The sequence below is a fragment of the Enterobacter sp. GD03975 genome (assembly GCF_029838645.1).
GTDB lineage: Bacteria > Pseudomonadota > Gammaproteobacteria > Enterobacterales > Enterobacteriaceae > Enterobacter > Enterobacter quasihormaechei.
The window spans coordinates 298893-317349 of sequence record NZ_JAOBZC010000002.1 but is presented as its reverse complement, the minus strand read 5'-3'; the positions used below and the strand labels follow the sequence as shown (position 1 = coordinate 317349).

Below are 18457 nucleotides of genomic sequence, written 5' to 3'. Positions count from 1 at the left end.
TCTTTTGTCGGTTTACTCTTTACATGGGGGTAAGCGTCATCGCTTCAACTCAACCCTGCAAAATTTTGTCCATCATCCGTCCCGGCAGCAGGCGTTTTAACCAGCCGACGGCATGGGTCACCAGCGTGACCGGATAGCGCGTTTTGGGGTTGTCGCTCTCAAATGCGTGGCGCACTTTGGCGACCACCGCCTCCGGCCCCAGCGTGAAGCGTGCGGCAATACCGGGGTTTTCGACCGGCTTGTCCGCCTGCGTCTGGTTAACGTTTTCCGTGAACCGGGTGCGGATAGGGCCGGGCTCAATCAGGCTGACCTTAATGCCGCTGTGGCGCAGTTCCATGCGTAGCGCGTCGGACCACGCCTCCAGCGCGTATTTGCTGGCGGCATAAGCTCCACGGCCCGGCGTGGAGATCAGGCCCATCACCGAGGAGGTCATGACAATCCGCCCTTCGCCGTGCGGCAGCATGGCGGGAAGCAGGCGCATGGTGAGCTGATGCGCGCCGAAAACGTTAGCGGAGAACTGCTGTTCCAGCTGTTCCCGCGAGATGGTCTGTAGCGGGCCGTAGACGCCATAGCCCGCATTGTTGAACAGGCCGTAAAGCCGGTTATTGGTCAGGGCGATAACCTCATCGGCGGCCTGCTCCACGCTCTCCGGCGAATCCAGATCCAGCAGGATGCCGGTAAAACCGAGCCCTCTCATGCGTTCGACATCTTCGGGTTTACGGCAGGCTGCCAGTACCCAAAACCCCTGGCGCTTCAGCTCAAGGGCGCTTTCGAGGCCAATTCCGCTGGAACATCCTGTTATTAAGACCGATTTTTGCATAACTTTACCTGTCAGGTTCTCAGCTGTTTGACGAGTCATGTTTTACTAAAGGTGCCAGCCGGGTTGCCATCCAGTCGGCAATAAACGGCTGGGCATCGCGATTGGGGTGAATGCCGTCGTCCTGCATCCACTGGGGCTTGAGATAGACCTCTTCCATGAAAAATGGCAGCAGCGGAATATCAAACTCTTTGGCAAGCTTAGGATAGATCGCGCTAAACGCCTCATTATACCGACGGCCGTAGTTAGCGGGCAGGCGAATTTGCATCAGCAGCGGCTGGGCGTTAGCGGCCTTAATGGTCTGCAAAATGGTCCGCAGCGTTTGCTCGGTTTGCTGCGGCGGGAAGCCTCGCAGGCCATCGTTGCCGCCCAGTTCAACCAGCACCCAGCGCGGCTGATGCTGCTTGAGCAGGGCAGGCAGGCGCGACAGGCCCTGCTGCGACGTATCGCCGCTGATGCTGCCGTTAACGACAGACGTCCCGGACTGCCATTTATCATTGAGCAGCGCGGGCCAGGCCGCGCTGGCGGCCATACGATAGCCCGCGCTCAGGCTGTCGCCCAGCACCAGTAACGTGTCCGCAGCCGCCGCGCGGAAGGTCATCAGCATCAAAAACAGGAAGGGCAAATGCCAGCGGAAAACATTGTTGAAGTTCATCGTCTTAAGAAGTCCGTCGGTCAGGGAGAACACGAGCTTTCCATCCTTACCGGAGTTGAACTCGTTGTCAAACGCGCCGAAAGCATCGCGCTGATTGGCGAATCCGGTTCCGGTAAGTCCACGCTGCTGGCGATCCTGGCCGGCCTGGACGATGGCAGCAGCGGCGAGGTGAACCTGGTCGGCCAGCCCCTTCACGCGCTTGATGAAGAGGCGCGCGCCGCGCTGCGCGCCCGGCATATCGGGTTTGTCTTTCAGTCCTTCATGCTGATCCCAACCCTCAACGCGCTGGAAAACGTCGAGCTGCCGGGCCTGCTGCGCGGCGAAAATACCCGCGAAAGTCGCGATCACGCCAAAGCATTGCTGGAACAGCTTGGGCTGGGGAAGCGGCTTGACCACCTTCCGGCGCAGCTTTCGGGCGGCGAGCAGCAGCGCGTGGCGCTGGCGCGGGCGTTTAACGGACGCCCGGAAGTGCTGTTTGCCGATGAGCCAACGGGCAACCTCGACCGTAAAACCGGGGATAAAATTGCCGATCTGCTGTTTTCGCTCAACCGCGAGCACGGCACCACGCTGATTCTGGTTACCCACGATCCGCAGCTGGCCGCCCGCTGCGACCGCCGCCTGCGGCTGGTGAACGGTATTCTTCAGGAGGAAGCATGATTGCCCGCTGGTTCTGGCGCGAATGGCGCTCGCCCTCGCTGCTGATTGTCTGGCTGGCGTTAAGCCTGGCGGTGGCCTGCGTGCTGGCGCTCGGCAGCGTCAGCGATCGCATGGAAAAAGGGCTTAGCCAGCAGAGCCGCGAATTTATGGCGGGGGACAGGGCGCTGCAAAGTTCCCGGCCCGTCCCGCCGGGCTGGATAGAAGAAGCGCGCAAGGAAGGGCTGAAGGTAGGGGAGCAAATCACCTTCCAGACCATGACCTTTGCGGGCGACACGCCGCAGCTTGCCAGCGTGAAGGCCGTGGATGACATCTACCCAATGTACGGCGAACTACAAACCAGCCCGCCGGGGCTAAAACCGGCCTCCGGTACGGTATTGCTGGCTTCGCGTCTGATGGCGCTTCTTAACCTGAAGCCCGGCGACAGTATTGACGTTGGCGATGCCACTCTGAAAATTGCCGGGGAAGTGGTGCAGGAGCCCGATTCCGGCTTTAACCCGTTCCAGCTCGCGCCGCGCCTGCTGATGAACACCGCCGATGTCGCGAAAACCAACGCCGTCCAGCCGGGAAGCCGCGTAACCTGGCGCTATAAGTTTGGCGGTACGCCCGCACAGCTGGAGGCGTATGAAAAATGGCTTCTGCCGCAGCTCAAGCCGGAACATCGCTGGTACGGGCTGGAACAGGATGAAGGGGCGCTAGGCAAATCTCTTGAACGGTCCCAGCAGTTCCTGCTGCTGTCGGCGCTGTTAACCCTGCTGCTGGCCGTTGCGGCCGTCGCCGTGGCGATGGGGCACTACTGCCGCAGCCGTTACGATCTGGTGGCGATCCTCAAAACCCTCGGCGCGGGTCGGGCGCAGCTGCGCAAGCTGATTGTCGGCCAGTGGCTGATGGTGCTGGCGCTGTCGGCCATTACCGGTGGGGCGATCGGGCTGCTGTTTGAAAAACTGCTGATGGTGCTGCTCAAACCGGTACTGCCCGCCGCGCTGCCGCCTGCCAGCCTCTGGCCGTGGCTGTGGGCCATTGGCGCGATGACGGTGATCTCCCTGCTGGTGGGGCTGCGCCCGTACCGGCTGCTGCTCGCCACCCAGCCGCTGCGCGTGCTGCGCCGCGACGTGGTGGCCAACGTCTGGCCAATGAAGTTCTACCTGCCGGTGATTATTGCGGTGGCGGTCGGGCTGCTGGCCTGGCTGATGGGCGGCAGTACGCTGCTGTGGGCGGTGCTGGCGGGTGCGGTCGTGCTGGCGCTGCTGTGCGGCGCGCTGGGCTGGGTGCTGCTCAGCCTGCTAAAAAAGCTGACGGTGAAATCGCTGCCGGTGCGTCTGGCGATTAATCGTCTGCTGCATCAGCCGTGGTCCACGCTCAGCCAGCTTTCGGCGTTCTCGCTGTCGTTTATGCTGCTGGCGCTCCTGCTGGTGCTGCGCGGGGATCTGCTGGATCGCTGGCAGCAGCAGCTTCCGCCGGAAAGCCCGAACTATTTTCTGATCAACATCGCGCCCGAGCAGGTGACGCCGCTGAAGGGCTTCCTGTCCGAGCATCACATTATTCCCGAGTCGTTCTATCCGATCGTGCGTGCCCGCCTGACGCAGATCAACGGCCAGTCGACGGAAGGAAACAAAGACGAATCGCTCAACCGAGAGCTGAACCTGACCTGGCAGGAGAAGCGTCCGGACCATAACCCGATCGTCGCCGGCACCTGGCCGCCAAAGGCGGGGGAAGTGTCGATGGAGGAGGGGCTGGCGAAGCGTCTGAACGTGGGGCTGGGCGACAGCGTGACCTTTACCGGCGACACGCAGGATTTCAGCGCCAAAGTGACCAGCCTGCGCAAGGTGGACTGGGAAAGCCTGCGGCCAAACTTCTTCTTCATTTTCCCGCCGGGCGCGCTGGACGGACAGCCCCAGAGCTGGCTGACCAGCTTCCGCTGGGAAAACGGCAACGGCATGCTGACGCAGCTTAACCGGGAGTTTCCGACGGTGAGCCTGCTGGATATCGGCGCGATCCTCAAACAGGTCGGGCAGGTGCTGGAGCAGGTGAGCCGCGCGCTGGAGGTGATGGTGGTGCTGGTGACGATCTGCGGCATATTGCTGCTGCTGGCGCAGGTGCAGGTCGGCATGCGCCAGCGACATCAGGAGCTGGTGGTCTACCGCACGCTGGGCGCCGGTAAGCGACTGCTGCGCGCCACGCTGTGGAGCGAGTTTGCGCTGCTTGGGCTGGTGGCGGGGCTGGTGGCGGCCATCGGTGCGGAAACCGCGCTGGCGGTGCTCCAGACGAAAGTCTTCGACTTCCCGTGGGAGTCTGACTGGCGGCTGTGGGTAACGCTGCCCGTCTGCGGCGCCGTGCTGCTGTCCCTGTGCGGCGGCTGGCTCGGCACCCGGCTGTTGAAAGGTAAAGCGCTGTTCCGCCAGTTTGTCAGCTAGTTTACTGACGTGATGATGACGCACCGGCATATCTGCTGGTGCGTCACCGCTTAACGGCACAAATCGTTAATGACCCTGCATTTAGTAGCACAAAACATTAAAAACCCGCCCGCACAGCCCGAATATTTCCGGTTAATATTCACCAGCTAAATATTTAGCAGCGTGTCTATCAAGGAAAAAGAATGACTATAAGAAAAACAGCGCTGGCGACAACGATCGGCGCAGCAGTGGCATTGGCTTCTTTCGCATCCCAGGCGGAAATCACTCTTCTGAAACAGGATCCGCAGGCGGGTAACCCGCTAAGCCGCCTGAACTTCACCGTTGGCGGCAGTATTCGTCCTCAGTTCCAGAACATGACCGGCGATGACGGCAAAAACGGCTACAAGCGTAACGGCTTTGACGGCGGTACCCGCTTCCGTTTCGCGGCAGACTACTACCTGTTCGATGACATCAGCTGGATCACTTACTACGAGCTGGGTGTGAACATTCCGGCGCAGTTTAACTGGGATAACCACTACGCCGACGGCGCGCACGACACTTCACGTCGTATGCTGTACACCGGCCTGAAGAGCGACACCTGGGGCACGCTGACCTTCGGCCAGCAAAACAGCGTGTACTATGATGTGGTGGGCGCGAAAACCGATATCTGGGACTACGACATGATCGGCCAGGCGCCGGGTAACGGGATCAACGGCGACTACGACGGCTCTTACCGTTCACGCCAGATGCTGAAGTACAAGAAAACCGTGGGCGATGCGGATATCTATGCATCCTACCTGTTTGAGGACAGTGAATACCTGCCGGGTAACGGCCTGCGCTACAAGCGTAAAGGCGGCGGCTCGCTGGGTATCGATTACCACCTGACCACCGATCTGACCTGGGGCGCAGCGTGGAACTACACCCGCGCGGACATGCGTAACCCGGACAACGGCGACAGCAAATCCTACGACCAGAACATTGTCGGTACTGCGCTGAGCTGGACCCCGGATAACTGGACCTTCTCCGCGGGCGGCGGCTGGTATCAGAACTTCATGACCACCAAAAAAGTGTCCGTTAACGACTACTTCGCCGGTGACGCATGGGGTATTGAATACTTCGCAGGGTACAAATTCCCGGTCGGCCAGTATGCGGTGAAATCCATCCAGCCTTACTTCATGGGTGACCGCATTGAGTACGTGAACGGCCGTAACTACCAGCGCATCGACAACGGCGTGGGTATCAGCTTCCAGCTGGACTACGGTTTCCGCGTGGATTACGAACACGTGTTCACCTCCAGCACCGACAACCTGGGCGACATGAACCTGGTGCGTCTGCGTTACGACTTCTAAGTTGTTTGTTCCCCGGTGGCGCTGCGCTTACCGGGGCTACAAAAGCACGCGTAGGCCGGGTAAGGCGTAGCCGCCACCCGGCTTTATTTTTCAGCGATTAAGCCATTCGGCAATGTCTTCGAACGTCCCGCGATACACAATTTTCTCTACCTTTTTCTCCAGCTGATAGCCGTACATCGGGTCGTAATAGTCGTTCAGCAGCGGCACAAGCCAGCTGAAGTGTGCGTCAGTGCTGCCAGTTCGCTGTTGCTCGACGAGCGCGGCGTCCAGCAGGGCGGTAAACTCCGCGAAGCGTTGCAGCCCCAGACGGCGACGAATGGCAAAAAGTCCGTGATGCAGGTATTCGCTGTACGCTTTCCAGCCCGCGTCTTCACCGTAGGCGGCAGAAAAATCCGCCCACATATGGTCGAAGTACTCTTCACGCAGGCGCTCAAGACGAACGTCAAACGGATCCTCGACCACCACGATAGGCGCTTCAGCCATGCGGTCACGCAGGCACTCCGGCAGATGGTTGGCGCCAATCATCCGGCCCTCATCTTCCAGCACCCAGCGCGCCGCGTCTTTTTTCAGCAGCTCAACGGCGAGGTGATTTTCAAAGCTCGCCTGGGAAAGCTGCGGCGTGAGCGTGCGGCCAAACGACGAGCCGCGATGGTGCGCCAGCCCTTCCAGATCGATGCCCTGCGCGTGCTGCTTCACCAGCAGCGTTTTACCGTTGCCGGTACAGCCGCCGATAAGCACCATCGGCTTTTGCGACTGCTCGACCGTGACCTGAATGGCCGTCTGACGCAGGGCCTTATAGCCGCCGCGGATCAGCGGGTAATCGACACCCGCCTCCTTAAGCCAGGCCTGGGAGATATGCGAGCGCTGCCCGCCGCGGGCGCAGCAGAGATAGCCCTCAGGGTGCGCAAGGCTGGCTTCGCGCCAGGCGTTAATGCGCGCCTCCCGCGTCTCGCCGCTCACCAGGCTATGGCCGAGCGCCAGCGCGGCGTCGGGTCCCTGGCGCTTATAGCAGGTCCCCACGGCGGCACGTTCGTCGTCGTTCATTAAGGGCAGGTTGAGTGCGGCGGGCATCGCACCCTGGGCAAATTCGATCGGCGCGCGAACGTCGATTAAAGGGGTATCGGACGCGAGGATCGCGCGATAGTCCGTTCCATCGTTCATGGTGATTCCAGAAGAAAACTGAGCAGCAATGGGCGGGAATTGTACGCCGGGGAAGGGGAAGGTCAACTCCCCGGCGCAGATGTCTTAGTTGAGCTTTGACTGTGCCCAGACAATACCGCTTGCGTATTCCGGCGGCAGGAGAGGGACGATCGCTTCCAGCGTAGCGCTCAGGCGATCCGTGTCGGTATCGTTCAGGTTCAGGTGACCGACCTTACGACCCGGGCGCACCTCTTTGTCATACCAGTGCAGGTGCACCAGCGGCAGCTTCAGCCAGTCGTAGTTCAGATCGGTACCGATCAGGTTGATCATCACCGACGGGCTGGTCACCACCGGCTGCGGCAGAGGCAGGTCAGTGATAGCGCGCAGGTGCAGTTCGAACTGGCTGATGGAGGCGCCGTTTTGCGTCCAGTGGCCGCTGTTGTGCACGCGCGGCGCCAGCTCGTTGATCAGCAGGCCCGACGGCGTGACGAAGCACTCCATCGCCATCACGCCCACGTAGCCCAGCTCGTGCATGATGGCGGAGAGCATCTCTTCCGCCTGCGCCTGCTGGCCAGCGTTCGCCTGCGGGAAGGCAACGCTGGTACGCAGAATGCCGTCCTGATGCAGGTTATGCGTCAGCGGGTAAAACACCGTGCGGCCATCATGCGCGCGCGCGCCAACCAGCGACACTTCGCCGCTGAAGTTGATGCCCTGCTCAACGATGCATTCGCCGTAGCAGTCGTCCGGCAGCTCGGCGGTGTCGTTCGCCCGCAAGCGCCACTGCCCGCGACCGTCATAGCCGCCGACGCGGCGCTTCACGATCGCCAGTTCGCCCAGCATCGCAAACACGTCATCCCACTCGCTTTTATCAGAGAGCAATTGCCACGGCGCGGTTGCCAGCCCAAGCTTATCGAACAGCTGCTTTTGCGTCAGACGGTCGGCGATGATCGGGAATACGTCGCGGTTCACAAAGGCGTTATGGCGCGCCAGCACGCGGGTCAGGGCGGTTTCCGGCCAGCGTTCAATTTCGGCGGTGATCACGCTCTGATGGAACGGCACGGCTTCCGGCTCGGCGTCCAGCCCGACGGGCCAGACGGTAATCGCCAACGGTTCGCCAGCCTGACGCAGCATGCGGCCAAGCTGACCATTACCCAGAACGCAAACCTGCTTCATGCTGCACCCCGCGGATCCGGGTTATCCAGCACCTCGTCGGTCTGGGCTTTACGCCACTCCGTCAGGCGTTGATGTAACGCTGTATCGTGCGTCGCCAGGATCTGTGCGGCGAGCAACGCGGCGTTGGCGGCGCCCGCTTTGCCAATCGCCAGCGTACCGACGGGAATACCGCGCGGCATCTGCACAATAGAGTAAAGGCTATCGACACCGCTTAACGCAGCGCTCTGCACCGGCACGCCCAGCACCGGCACCAGGGTTTTGGCGGCAATCATGCCCGGCAAATGTGCTGCGCCGCCCGCACCGGCAATAATCACCTCATACCCGTTCTCTTCGGCGCTTTCGGCGAAGCTGAACAGTTTGTCCGGCGTGCGGTGTGCGGAAACCACTTCTACGTGGTGCGGAACATTCAGGATTTCAAAGATTTCGGCGGCGAACTGCATGGTAGCCCAGTCGCTTTTGGACCCCATCACGATGGCGACACGCGCCGGATTATTGCGGGAAGACATGCGTCTTAAAACTCCTGTGGTGCGGAACACACTGCTTTCGAGGGCACAGAGAATAGCATGTAATACCGGCAAGGAAAACGGTTGCGTGGTCGAGAAATGGGCGAAAAGGCGGGAAGACGTTAAAACGGGAAGGCGATCAGTTCCACCCCTTCCGGCGTGACTTTTACCATCGAACCTTCGCTGTGCCAGGCCCCTAAAACCACGCGGTGAGCGGGCTCGCCGTTGGCGATAAGGGAGTGCACGTCCGGGCGATGGGTATGGCCGTGGATCAGCCACTGAACGCGATGCTTTTCCATCACGTTAACCACTGCCTGCGGGTTGACGTCCATAATGGTCATCGATTTGCTGCTATTGGCGGCTTTGCTGCCCGCGCGCATTCTGGCGGCGATGCGGTTACGGATAAACAGCGGCAGGGCGAGGAACACTTTCTGGATCCACGGAGTGTGGACTTTGGCGCGAAACGCCAGATAGCCGGTATCGTCGGTGCAGAGCGTGTCGCCGTGCATGATCAGCACCTTGCGACCGTAGAGATCGAGCACCTGCTCTTCCGGCAGCAGCGTCATGCCGCTCTCGCGGGCGTAGCGCTGGCCTATCAGGAAATCACGGTTGCCGTGAATGAAATAGCAGGGCACGCCGGAATCCACCAGCGCGTGAATGGCAGCTGCTATTTCACGGTGCAGCGGGTTCGGGTCGTCGTCGCCGATCCAGGCCTCAAACAGGTCGCCCAGAATGTACAGCGCGTCGGCGCTTTTCGCTTCACCGCGTAAAAAACGCAGAAAACCGGCGGTTATCGCCGGTTCTTCTGTTTGCAGATGCAGATCCGCAATAAAGAGTGTCGCCACGAATTACTCGCTGACGGTCACGCTTGTAATCACAACGTCTTCTTTAGGAACGTCCTGGTGCATACCGCTGCGGCCAGTAGAAACGGCTTTGATCTTGTCGACCACGTCCATCCCTTCAACCACTTCTGCGAATACGCAGTAGCCCCAGCCTTGCAGGCTTTCGCCAGAGAAGTTCAGGAAGTCGTTGTCCGCTACGTTGATGAAGAACTGTGCGGTTGCAGAGTGTGGTGCCTGAGTACGGGCCATTGCCAGCGTACCACGGGTGTTTTTCAGGCCGTTGTTCGCTTCGTTTTTGATCGCTTCTTTGGTCTCTTTCTGGCGCATACCAGGCTCGAAACCGCCGCCCTGGATCATAAAGCCGTTGATCACACGGTGGAAAATAGTGTTGTTGTAGAAACCTTCGCGGCAGTAGTCCAGGAAGTTTTTAACTGTTTCAGGCGCTTTATCATCAAAGGTTTTGATTACGATATCGCCATGATTAGTGTGGAAAGTAACCATTTTTGCATCCTGTTCCGTTATTGTGGTGCGTCGACCCGTGCTCGGGTCACATATAGGGGCTTGTTATAGCATAACCACAGGACACGATCACCTTGCATTGTGTGCTGACCGTGCTCCCAATTATGGGTATTATAAGGAACAAACAATCCACACACGTGTTTACATGGAATCTTCGATGTTAAAAATCTTTAATACAATGACGCGCCAGAAAGAGGAATTTAAACCTATCCATGCCGGGGAAGTCGGCATGTACGTGTGTGGTATTACGGTTTACGATCTTTGTCATATCGGCCATGGCCGTACCTTTGTCGCGTTCGACGTGGTGTCACGCTACCTGCGCTTCCTGGGCTATAACCTGAAGTACGTGCGCAACATCACCGACATCGACGATAAAATCATCAAGCGCGCTAATGAAAACGGCGAAAGCTTCGTCGCGCTGGTGGATCGCATGATCGCCGAAATGCACAAGGATTTTGACGCCTTAAATATTCTGCGCCCGGACAGCGAGCCGCGCGCGACCCACCATATCCATGAAATCATCGAGCTCACTGAAAAGCTGATCGAACGCGGCAACGCCTATGTGGCGGACAACGGCGATGTGATGTTCTCGGTGCCGACGGACCCAACCTACGGTGCGCTTTCCCGCCAGGATCTGGACCAGCTTCAGGCCGGCGCGCGCGTGGACGTGGTTGACGTGAAGCGTAACCCGATGGACTTCGTGCTGTGGAAGATGTCCAAAGAGGGCGAGCCGAGCTGGCCATCCCCGTGGGGCGAAGGGCGTCCGGGCTGGCACATTGAATGTTCAGCGATGAACTGCAAGCAGCTGGGCAACCATTTCGACATTCACGGCGGCGGTTCGGACCTGATGTTCCCGCACCACGAAAACGAAATCGCGCAGTCCACCTGTGCCCACGGCGGCGAGTACGTGAACTACTGGATGCACTCCGGGATGGTGATGGTTGACCGCGAGAAGATGTCTAAATCGCTGGGCAACTTCTTTACCGTGCGCGACGTGCTGAAGTATTACGACGCGGAAACCGTGCGCTACTTCCTGATGTCTGGTCACTATCGCAGCCAGCTGAACTACAGCGAAGAGAACCTGAAGCAGGCGCGCGCTGCGCTGGAGCGTTTGTACACCGCGCTGCGCGGCACCGACAAATCTGTGCCTGCGGCGGGCGGCGAAGCATTTGAAGCGCGCTTTGTTGAGGTGATGAACGACGACTTTAACACGCCGGAAGCCTACTCCGTGCTGTTCGACATGGCGCGTGAGGTCAACCGCCTGAAGTCAGAAGATATGGCGGCGGCGAATGCGCTGGCGTCTCATCTGCGTAAGCTCTCTTCCGTGCTCGGCCTGCTGGAGCAGGAGCCGGACGTGTTCCTGCAAAGCGGCGCGCAGGCAGACGACGGCGAAGTGGCAGAAATTGAAGCGCTGATTAAAGCGCGTCTGGAAGCGCGTCAGGCGAAAGACTGGGCGGCGGCGGATGCGGCGCGTAACCGTCTGACCGAGATGGGCATCATTCTGGAAGACGGCCCGCAGGGGACGACCTGGCGTCGTAAGTAAGTCTTTAACGCCCGGTGGCGCTTACGCTTACCGGGCCTACAAAAGCACGACCGTAGGCCGGGTAAGGCGCAGCCGCCACCCGGCTTTTTTACCTTCTTTTCCACCACAACATCCCCATCAGCACCGCCCCCGGCAGCCACACCCACAGCAATTCCGAGATAATGACCTCATGCCCGTACGGCGTGGTATAGCGCGACAGCGCAAACGGCGCGACCTTGATCACCTGCCACGGCGCAAAGAAGCGCTCGTCTGACCACGGCCACAGCCAGCCGACGCCTTTCCCGCCGGTGGTAACGGAGTCCAGCAGGCTGTGCGACAGCAACGACACGGTTAAAAACAGCCAGCAGCGCGTCAGGCTGGCCCTGAACCATCGTCGCCCGGCCAGCACGCAGAGTATTGGCACCACAAAGGCAAACAGCAGCGAATGAGTGAAACCGCGGTGGCCGAAAATATTCCCGTAGGCGACGCCGAATTTAAACGCCAGTACGTCGGCGTCGGGCAGCATAGCGAGGACGATCCCGGCAAACAGCAGGCGGGGTGGGATGACGCGGGTTCCGAGCCCTAAGCCGAGACACAGAGGAACGGCAGCGTGGGTGATAACGGTAGGCATTGCATGTATCCATGGCAAATCATGGGAATATAGCAGTGGATCCGCCGCAGTAAACCCGTGTCAAATTCTGATTTTACGCCGATTCCCGCGCGATAAGCTGCCCGGAGAGGGTAATGCGCTGGGTTTGCAGATCCGGCTCTTTCAGCCTTCGGATCATCAGCCCCGCCGCCTGGCGGCCTGTCTCTTCGCTGGCTGACGAAACGTAAGTCAGTGACGGCGACGTGAGGTTTACGTGAAGCATATCTTCAAAGCCGATCAGCGCCACCTGCTGAGTCAGGAAAACATCTTTACCCACCGTGCGCCCCACCTGGTGAATGCCGGATATTGAACCGAGCATCGCATCCGGCGAGTGGCAGAGCAGGGCGGTAATCGTATTGTTCTTCTCCAGCAGCTGGCGGGTCGCCATGGCCGCCGCCTGCGTGTCATCGGTGCAGGCGGGAGAATATTCCTCACGCCAGACCAGCCCGTTCTGCGTCATCGCGCTGCGAAAACCGAGCAGGCGCTGCTCGCGGATACGACACCCGTCGCGCCCGCCGATGTAGGCGATGTTGCGGTGCCCGCGCTCGATAAGATACCGCGCGGCCAGGTTCGCCGCCTGACGGTTATCGCGCATCACCAGGTTGCATTTCTCTTCCAGCAACGACTGCGAAACCGCGACAAGCGGCAGCGGGCAGTGGCGAATGTGTTCCGGGAGAGCGGCGGCGCGGGTATCCGACGCCAGGTAGATGACGCCCGCGACGCCCTGCTGCTTAAACGACAGCAGGGTGCGTTCCAGATGTTCGCCGTCGTTCAGCGGCTGACCGAGAAAAACCATATAACCCTGTTTCTCCAGCTCCTGAACGATGCTCGCCATCACTTTGATGGAAAAGCTGTCGCTGAAGTCGCGCAGGATCAGGCCGATTAAGTTGGAGGTGTTGGCGCGAAGGTTGGCAGCGGCGACGTTATGAACATAGCCCAGCGTTGTGATGGCGGCATTGACCTTCCCGATCGTCGCCTCTGAGATCTTCCCTTTCTGGCGCAGCACCAGCGAAACGGTAGAAACCGACACGCCCGCATGCTTTGCAACATCAATAATGCTGACTTTCTTCAAAACCGCTCCCTGAAATTTACCGATTATCAGCCAGATAAGAGGCGCCCCTCAGCGTACAGGAGACGCCTTCTTCAGGCATCTTATTATTTGCCAATCATGGTGGACATGGTCTGGGCGATAAACTGTGCTCTGGCCCCGAAAATCACCTGTATACCGTTGTCGCCCACGAACACTACGCCGCGCGCGCCAAGCCCGTTCAGGCCCTCTCTGTCCACCGCATCGCTCTTCGCCACTTCCAGACGCAGGCGGGTGATGCAGGAGCCGACGGAATCAATGTTCTGCGCACCGCCCAGCAGGCCGATGATTTCGGTGGCAAGTTCGGAATCGGACTTGTCATTCGCACTGGCGGTGACTTCGGTGCGCCCCGGCGTTTTTACGTCGAAACGGCGGATCACGAAGCGGAAGGTGAAGTAGTAAATCAGCGCCATCGGAATGCCGATGATAATGGCGCTCAGGAAGTTGGTCTGATAGCCGTTAAACGACGGCAGGATCCCGAACGACAGGTAGTCGATAAAGCCTGCGGAGAACGATTTGGCAATATGCGCATGCATCAGGTACATGGCCATATACGCCAGCCCCGCCATGATGGCGTTGAAGACGTAAAGGATGGGGGCCACGAAGATAAAGGTGAACTCCACCGGCTCGGTGATCCCCGTCAGGAAACAGGTCAGCGCCGCAGAGAACAGAATACCGGCCGCGATTTTCTTATTCTTCGTGTGCGCTTCGTGGTACATCGCCAGGCACGCCGCTGGCAGCGCGAACAGCATCAGCGGGAACTCGCCCTGCATGAATTTCCCGGCGTTCTGGTAGGTGTCGCTGCTGAAAGATTTTACCCCCTCTTCGAGCATCTTGAACCAGATGGTCTGGTCACCGTGGATCACCTGACCCGCCTGAGTGGTGTAATCCCCAAACGAATACCAGAAGGAGGGATACCAGATATGGTGCAGGCCGAGCGGGATCAGCGCGCGCTCCACCAGCCCGAAGATAAAGGTCGAGGCCGCCTGGTTATCGCCGTTCACCACCACGGACAGGGCGTCGATCCCGGACTGAATATGCTGCCAGACGTAGGGCAGCAGCAGGCCGAGCAGGAACGACAGAAACGCTGTCGCGATCGCCACAAAGCGCTTCCCGGAGAAGAAGCCAAGGAACTCCGGCAGCTGCATGGTGTGGAAGCGGTTATAGCACCAGGCCGCGAGAATGCCGCAAATAAGGCCGCCGAAGACGCCCATCTGCAACGTCGGGATGCCGACCACCATGGCGTATTTCCCGCCCTGAGAGGCCATTTCCGGCGTAATGCTCAGCACCGTGCTGATGGTGATATTGGTGACAAACACCGAGACCGCCGCAGAGAGTGCGGCAATACCGGATTCCGAGGCCAGACCGACAGCAGAGCCGATGGCGAACAGCATCGGCAGGTTATCAAAGATAACCCCGCCGGCGTTCATCATCAGCGGCAGGTGGAACTTATCGCCGAAGGCCAGCAGCAGGCCCGCAGCGGGAAGCAGTGAAATTGGCAGCATTAAGGCGCGGCCAATCATAGACAGCTTAGACAACGATTTAACAAACCCTGATATCAGACTCATGCTGATTTCCCCCGAATAGCGCTTTTTTCGCGCTGTTATTGTTAGTAGAACGTTTTAGTAGAACGTTCTACTCATCGTGGGGAAAGTCTGAAAAGCGCGCAACTGAATTCTCATCTTTCAACAGATGAAATAATGATTATTTGAAGTTGATCGATAAATAACCGCGATGGGTGTGAGGGGATAGAGACAGAAATTGCCGGGTGGCGGCTTCGCCTTACCCGGCCTGCAACCGAAGACAGTACGTAGGCCCGGTAAGCGCAGCGCTACCGGGCATCAAACGGCTTACGCCGTCACGGTCACGCTTTGTCCTGCAAAACTCACGGTCTGACCCGCGACAATTTTGCAGCGCTTGCGGGTTTCCACCACGCCGTCCACTTTCACCTGCCCGTCGGCGATAACGATTTTCGCCTGCGCGCCGCTTTCGCTCCAGCCTTCCAGCTTCAGCAGATCGCACAGCTCAACGTGCGGGTGTTTACCTAAAGAAAAAGTTGCCATGATTACGCGTCCTCTACGTCGTGATACTCCTCGCACGCCTGCAAGGTATTTTGAATCAGTGTTGCTACCGTCATCGGGCCTACGCCGCCCGGGACCGGGGTAATGTAAGATGCGCGCGCCGCGGCATCTTCATACACCACGTCGCCGACCACTTTGCCGTTTTCCAGACGGTTAATACCCACGTCCACGACGATGGCGCCCTCTTTAATCCACTCGCCCGGAATAAAGCCCGGCTTGCCGACCGCGACGATCAGCAGATCGGCGTTTTCTACGTGGTGACGCAGGTTTTTAGTGAAGCGGTGGGTCACGGTGGTGGTGCAGCCCGCCAGCAACAGCTCCATGCTCATCGGGCGGCCCACGATGTTGGAGGCGCCAATCACCACGGCGTTCAGGCCGTAGGTGTCGATGTTATAACGCTCCAGCAGCGTCACGATGCCGCGCGGAGTGCACGGACGCAGGCGCGGCGCGCGCTGGCACAGGCGGCCCACGTTATACGGGTGGAAACCGTCAACGTCTTTGTCCGGTGCGATGCGCTCCAGCACCTTTACGTTGTCAATGCCCGCAGGCAGCGGCAGCTGAACCAGGATGCCGTCGATTGCTTTATCGGCATTCAGGGCGTCAATCAGTTCCAGCAGCTCCGCTTCGCTGGTGGTTTCCGGCAGATCGTAGGAGCGGGAGACGAAGCCTACCTCTTCACACGCTTTGCGCTTGCTGCCGACATAAATTTGCGAAGCCGGGTTGCTGCCAACCAGCACAACGGCCAGCCCTGGCGCGCGAAATCCAGCGGCTGTACGCGCCTTCACTTTTTCCGCAACCTCAGAGCGCACCTGCTGCGCAATCGTTTTACCGTCAATAATCTTTGCTGCCATCAGAGAGAAGATTCCGTCTGTAACGTTAGAAGGGGGGATTGCCTGTATTTTGTCAGAAGCGAGCGCCGCTGTCAGTCACCCTTTACGAGATTTCACCGATAGCCTGCAAAACCCCTTCTCAGGGCATGGCCAATTTCTTAGGGGGGATTAGGATGTGACCTGGCAAAATGGCAGCGTTTTGACATATTACAAAATAGATTACTGAGCTACTTTGTCTTCTCCGAAATAAGCCTTCAATTTTTTAATTGAACGTATTTCTTATTCCCGAATATGTGCGGGAAGGGTTATTTACATTTTAAAGGAATAGACATGAAACTCAGCAACATTGCTTCTACTGTTATTGCAACTCTGGCCCTGGTCGCGGGTGCCGCTCACGCAGAAGATCCTGTAACGCCTGTATCTGTTAACGGTGGTACGGTGCATTTTAAAGGTGAATTAGTCAATGCCGCGTGTTCAGTAAATACTGACTCTTCTGAGCAGACCGTTAATCTCGGCCAGTACCGTACCGCGAAATTCACTAAAGTGGGTGACACCACCTCCAATATTCCGTTCACCATCGAACTGAACGACTGCGATCCTGCGGTAGCGAAAACCGCTGCTGTTGCGTTCACCGGCCAGATCGACGCCACCGACAAAACCCTGCTGGCGGTAACCTCCGGTAACAACGACAACTCCGCGAAGGGCGTGGGCATTGAGATCCTCGACAGCAAATCCACCACGCTGACCCCGGACGGTGCCACCTTCTCTGCGGCACAGAGCCTGATTGAAGGGACTAACACCCTGAACTTCACCGCGCGCTATAAAGCTACGGCTGCGACCACCCAGCCAGGCCAGGCAAACGCGGACGCAACATTCGTAATGAAATACGAGTAATGCCTTTGTACAGGGATGTGGTTGGCCTCAGGGAAGAGGTCTTTTAATCGCTTATACCGGGAGCGAAGGATGACAAGGACTGGGATATTGCTGTGCGCCCTTGCCGTTGCCTCAGCGGTAAACGCACATACCGTGGTGATCGACGGCGGCAAAGTTCACCTCAGAGGAGAGCTGGTCAACGGCGGCTGCGCGGTGGCCCCGGACAGCCAGAATATGCGCGTGGATATGGGGCAATACCGCACAAACGCCTTTTCCGGCGTCGGCAGCTTTTCCACGGTTAACGTGCCTTTCACCGTACGTCTGCTGGATTGTAGCGTGGACGTCTCCCGCACCGTAGGGATCCAGTTCCAGGGCGTCACACCGGCAGAAGATCCGCAGGTTTTCCTGGCGACATCGCGGCCAGGGGAAAACGCGGTCAGCAGCGGTGTCGGGCTGGCGCTTTTTGACGAACAGCAACGGCAAATCATCCCGAACGCGACGGCGGTGAGCTGGTTACCCATTGATACCCGCGAACTGGCATTTCATTTTAGCGCCCGCTATCGGGCTATTTCCGAACACCTGGTACCAGGCACTATTCAGTCGAATGTCTGGTTTACGTTGATTTATCCCTGACGCCTGCGAACTAATTATTAAAGGTACGGTTGTGATGAACACCCTGATTAAACCTGGACTGTTTTTAACTTTTATTTTGATGATGATGTCTGCCTGCGCAAATGCGTCCGGCGGAATTGCGCTGGGCGCGACGCGCGTTATTTATCCGGCCGATGCAAAACAAACGTCGCTGGCGATCACCAACAGCAATAAACAAGAGCGCTATTTAATTAACGCGTGGATAGAAAACGCCAGCGGGCAAAAGGAAAAATCCTTTGTCGTCACGCCGCCGCTGTTTGTCAGCGAGCCGGCCAGTGAAAATACGCTGCGCATTATTTACGCAGGCCCGGCGCTGCCCGCCGATCGCGAATCCCTCTTTTACATGAACGTCAAAGCGATTCCATCGGTCAGCAAAACGCACCAGGACGGCAATAACGTCCTGCAACTGGCCATTCTGTCACGCATCAAACTGTTTGTACGCCCGGCTAACCTGGCGATGCCGCCGGAAGAGGCGCTCTCGCAGCTGCGCTTTGAGCGCGTCGGCAACCACCTTAAGGTGAGCAATGCCTCGCCTTATTACGTTACGCTGGTTAACCTGAAGCTCGGCGGCAAGACGCTCGATAACCTGATGGTTGCGCCTAAAAGCTCGGCACAGCAGGTACTGCCCGCCGCCGCGAGCGGCACGCTCTCCTGGCAGAGCGTGAACGACTACGGTGCCATTACGCCGGCGCGTAGCGTCAGCCTGTGAGCAGAGACAG

At 58.7% G+C, this 18457-nt stretch carries 19 protein-coding genes; 7 read left to right on the top strand and 12 right to left on the bottom strand.

Going from position 1 to position 18457, the window contains the following annotated elements; all coding sequences use genetic code 11:
* Nucleotides 1–49: 49 nt before the first annotated feature.
* Nucleotides 50–859 carry an SDR family oxidoreductase gene (locus N5C09_RS05150; RefSeq protein WP_107534829.1) on the bottom strand — a complete coding sequence of 270 codons (810 nt, stop codon included), beginning with the start codon at nt 857–859 and terminating at the stop codon, nt 50–52.
* Nucleotides 840–1472: a multifunctional acyl-CoA thioesterase I/protease I/lysophospholipase L1 gene (tesA, locus tag N5C09_RS05145; RefSeq protein ID WP_063451796.1), complete on the bottom strand. Its 633-nt coding sequence runs from the start codon at nt 1470–1472 to the stop codon at nt 840–842. Before tesA ends, N5C09_RS05150 begins: the two co-directional genes overlap by 20 nt.
* Here tesA and ybbA point away from each other — a divergent pair.
* From ybbA to N5C09_RS05130, 3 genes are all read left to right on the top strand, one after another.
* Nucleotides 1443–2129 (top strand): putative ABC transporter ATP-binding protein YbbA, encoded by a 687-nt coding sequence (gene ybbA / locus N5C09_RS05140; protein WP_063451642.1) that lies wholly within the window; start codon nt 1443–1445, stop codon nt 2127–2129. The genes tesA and ybbA overlap by 30 nt on opposite strands.
* Nucleotides 2126–4540 carry a putative ABC transporter permease subunit YbbP gene (ybbP, locus tag N5C09_RS05135; RefSeq protein ID WP_279748592.1) on the top strand — a complete coding sequence of 805 codons (2415 nt, stop codon included), beginning with the start codon at nt 2126–2128 and terminating at the stop codon, nt 4538–4540. The genes ybbA and ybbP overlap by 4 nt, the downstream gene beginning before the upstream one ends.
* A 182-nt stretch (nt 4541–4722) precedes the next feature.
* Entirely contained in the window at nt 4723–5868 is a 1146-nt protein-coding gene (locus N5C09_RS05130; protein WP_063451640.1) for a porin, read from the top strand.
* 90 nt (nt 5869–5958) lie between these two features.
* On the opposite strand, the gene mnmH is transcribed toward N5C09_RS05130, so the two are convergent.
* The 5 genes from mnmH to ppiB form a co-directional block, all read right to left on the bottom strand.
* Complete coding sequence (gene mnmH / locus N5C09_RS05125; protein WP_279748591.1) at nt 5959–7029, bottom strand: tRNA 2-selenouridine(34) synthase MnmH; 1071 nt, start codon at nt 7027–7029, stop codon at nt 5959–5961.
* Nucleotides 7030–7113: 84 nt separating this feature from the next.
* Nucleotides 7114–8181 (bottom strand): 5-(carboxyamino)imidazole ribonucleotide synthase, encoded by a 1068-nt coding sequence (gene purK, locus N5C09_RS05120; protein ID WP_279748590.1) that lies wholly within the window; start codon nt 8179–8181, stop codon nt 7114–7116.
* Nucleotides 8178–8687, bottom strand: coding sequence for a 5-(carboxyamino)imidazole ribonucleotide mutase (purE, locus tag N5C09_RS05115; protein ID WP_063868980.1), 510 nt, complete (start codon nt 8685–8687; stop codon nt 8178–8180). Before purE ends, purK begins: the two co-directional genes overlap by 4 nt.
* Before the next feature lie 119 nt (nt 8688–8806).
* Nucleotides 8807–9529, bottom strand: coding sequence for a UDP-2,3-diacylglucosamine diphosphatase (gene lpxH / locus N5C09_RS05110; RefSeq protein WP_279748589.1), 723 nt, complete (start codon nt 9527–9529; stop codon nt 8807–8809).
* A gap of 3 nt (nt 9530–9532) precedes the next feature.
* A complete protein-coding gene (gene ppiB, locus N5C09_RS05105; protein ID WP_000256009.1) occupies nt 9533–10027 on the bottom strand; it encodes a peptidylprolyl isomerase B in 495 nt (164 codons plus the stop codon).
* A 175-nt stretch (nt 10028–10202) separates the two neighbouring features.
* Here ppiB and cysS point away from each other — a divergent pair, with 175 nt between their 5' ends.
* On the top strand, nt 10203–11588 hold the full coding sequence (gene cysS, locus N5C09_RS05100) for a cysteine--tRNA ligase (RefSeq protein ID WP_279748588.1): 1386 nt from the start codon (nt 10203–10205) through the stop codon (nt 11586–11588).
* Nucleotides 11589–11676: 88 nt separating this feature from the next.
* Here cysS and N5C09_RS05095 read toward each other — a convergent pair whose 3' ends face one another.
* From N5C09_RS05095 to folD, 5 genes are all read right to left on the bottom strand, one after another.
* Nucleotides 11677–12198, bottom strand: a complete 522-nt coding sequence (locus tag N5C09_RS05095; RefSeq protein ID WP_063451634.1) for a metal-dependent hydrolase — start codon at nt 12196–12198, stop codon at nt 11677–11679.
* Nucleotides 12199–12271: 73 nt separating this feature from the next.
* On the bottom strand, nt 12272–13288 hold the full coding sequence (gene malI / locus N5C09_RS05090) for a Mal regulon transcriptional regulator MalI (protein ID WP_131636105.1): 1017 nt from the start codon (nt 13286–13288) through the stop codon (nt 12272–12274).
* Between the two features lie 83 nt (nt 13289–13371).
* A complete protein-coding gene (locus N5C09_RS05085) occupies nt 13372–14871 on the bottom strand; it encodes a PTS transporter subunit EIIC (RefSeq protein WP_063451632.1) in 1500 nt (499 codons plus the stop codon).
* A 282-nt stretch (nt 14872–15153) separates the two neighbouring features.
* Nucleotides 15154–15366: a ribosome-associated protein YbcJ gene (ybcJ, locus tag N5C09_RS05080; RefSeq protein ID WP_063451631.1), complete on the bottom strand. Its 213-nt coding sequence runs from the start codon at nt 15364–15366 to the stop codon at nt 15154–15156.
* A gap of 2 nt (nt 15367–15368) precedes the next feature.
* Nucleotides 15369–16235 carry a bifunctional methylenetetrahydrofolate dehydrogenase/methenyltetrahydrofolate cyclohydrolase FolD gene (gene folD / locus N5C09_RS05075; RefSeq protein WP_279748587.1) on the bottom strand — a complete coding sequence of 289 codons (867 nt, stop codon included), beginning with the start codon at nt 16233–16235 and terminating at the stop codon, nt 15369–15371.
* Nucleotides 16236–16544: 309 nt separating this feature from the next.
* Here folD and fimA point away from each other — a divergent pair, with 309 nt between their 5' ends.
* The 3 genes from fimA to fimC all read left to right on the top strand — a co-directional run bounded on the left by fimA (nt 16545) and on the right by fimC (nt 18447).
* The gene (fimA, locus tag N5C09_RS05070; protein WP_074161078.1) at nt 16545–17108 is read left to right on the top strand and encodes a type 1 fimbrial major subunit FimA; all 564 of its coding nucleotides are present in this window, start codon (nt 16545–16547) and stop codon (nt 17106–17108) included.
* A 69-nt stretch (nt 17109–17177) separates the two neighbouring features.
* Entirely contained in the window at nt 17178–17720 is a 543-nt protein-coding gene (gene fimI / locus N5C09_RS05065; protein WP_063451628.1) for a type 1 fimbrial protein subunit FimI, read from the top strand.
* A gap of 34 nt (nt 17721–17754) precedes the next feature.
* A complete protein-coding gene (fimC, locus tag N5C09_RS05060; protein WP_279748586.1) occupies nt 17755–18447 on the top strand; it encodes a type 1 fimbria chaperone FimC in 693 nt (230 codons plus the stop codon).
* The last annotated feature ends 10 nt before the right edge of the window (nt 18448–18457 follow it).

Excerpts from the sequence above, each read along its gene's own strand:
- N5C09_RS05150 (WP_107534829.1), bottom strand. The coding sequence starts at position 859 with ATGACTCGTCAAACAGCTGAGAACCTGACAGGTAAAGTTATGCAAAAA.
- mnmH (WP_279748591.1), bottom strand. The coding sequence starts at position 7,029 with ATGAACGATGGAACGGACTATCGCGCGATCCTCGCGTCCGATACCCCT.
- fimA (WP_074161078.1), top strand. The coding sequence starts at position 16,545 with ATGAAACTCAGCAACATTGCTTCTACTGTTATTGCAACTCTGGCCCTG.
- purK (WP_279748590.1), bottom strand. The coding sequence starts at position 8,181 with ATGAAGCAGGTTTGCGTTCTGGGTAATGGTCAGCTTGGCCGCATGCTG.
- fimI (WP_063451628.1), top strand. The coding sequence starts at position 17,178 with ATGACAAGGACTGGGATATTGCTGTGCGCCCTTGCCGTTGCCTCAGCG.
- ybcJ (WP_063451631.1), bottom strand. The coding sequence starts at position 15,366 with ATGGCAACTTTTTCTTTAGGTAAACACCCGCACGTTGAGCTGTGCGAT.
- purE (WP_063868980.1), bottom strand. The coding sequence starts at position 8,687 with ATGTCTTCCCGCAATAATCCGGCGCGTGTCGCCATCGTGATGGGGTCC.
- N5C09_RS05085 (WP_063451632.1), bottom strand. The coding sequence starts at position 14,871 with ATGAGTCTGATATCAGGGTTTGTTAAATCGTTGTCTAAGCTGTCTATG.
- N5C09_RS05130 (WP_063451640.1), top strand. The coding sequence starts at position 4,723 with ATGACTATAAGAAAAACAGCGCTGGCGACAACGATCGGCGCAGCAGTG.
- ppiB (WP_000256009.1), bottom strand. The coding sequence starts at position 10,027 with ATGGTTACTTTCCACACTAATCATGGCGATATCGTAATCAAAACCTTT.
- N5C09_RS05095 (WP_063451634.1), bottom strand. The coding sequence starts at position 12,198 with ATGCCTACCGTTATCACCCACGCTGCCGTTCCTCTGTGTCTCGGCTTA.
- folD (WP_279748587.1), bottom strand. The coding sequence starts at position 16,235 with ATGGCAGCAAAGATTATTGACGGTAAAACGATTGCGCAGCAGGTGCGC.
- cysS (WP_279748588.1), top strand. The coding sequence starts at position 10,203 with ATGTTAAAAATCTTTAATACAATGACGCGCCAGAAAGAGGAATTTAAA.
- ybbA (WP_063451642.1), top strand. The coding sequence starts at position 1,443 with ATGCCAGCGGAAAACATTGTTGAAGTTCATCGTCTTAAGAAGTCCGTC.
- tesA (WP_063451796.1), bottom strand. The coding sequence starts at position 1,472 with ATGAACTTCAACAATGTTTTCCGCTGGCATTTGCCCTTCCTGTTTTTG.
- fimC (WP_279748586.1), top strand. The coding sequence starts at position 17,755 with ATGAACACCCTGATTAAACCTGGACTGTTTTTAACTTTTATTTTGATG.
- ybbP (WP_279748592.1), top strand. The coding sequence starts at position 2,126 with ATGATTGCCCGCTGGTTCTGGCGCGAATGGCGCTCGCCCTCGCTGCTG.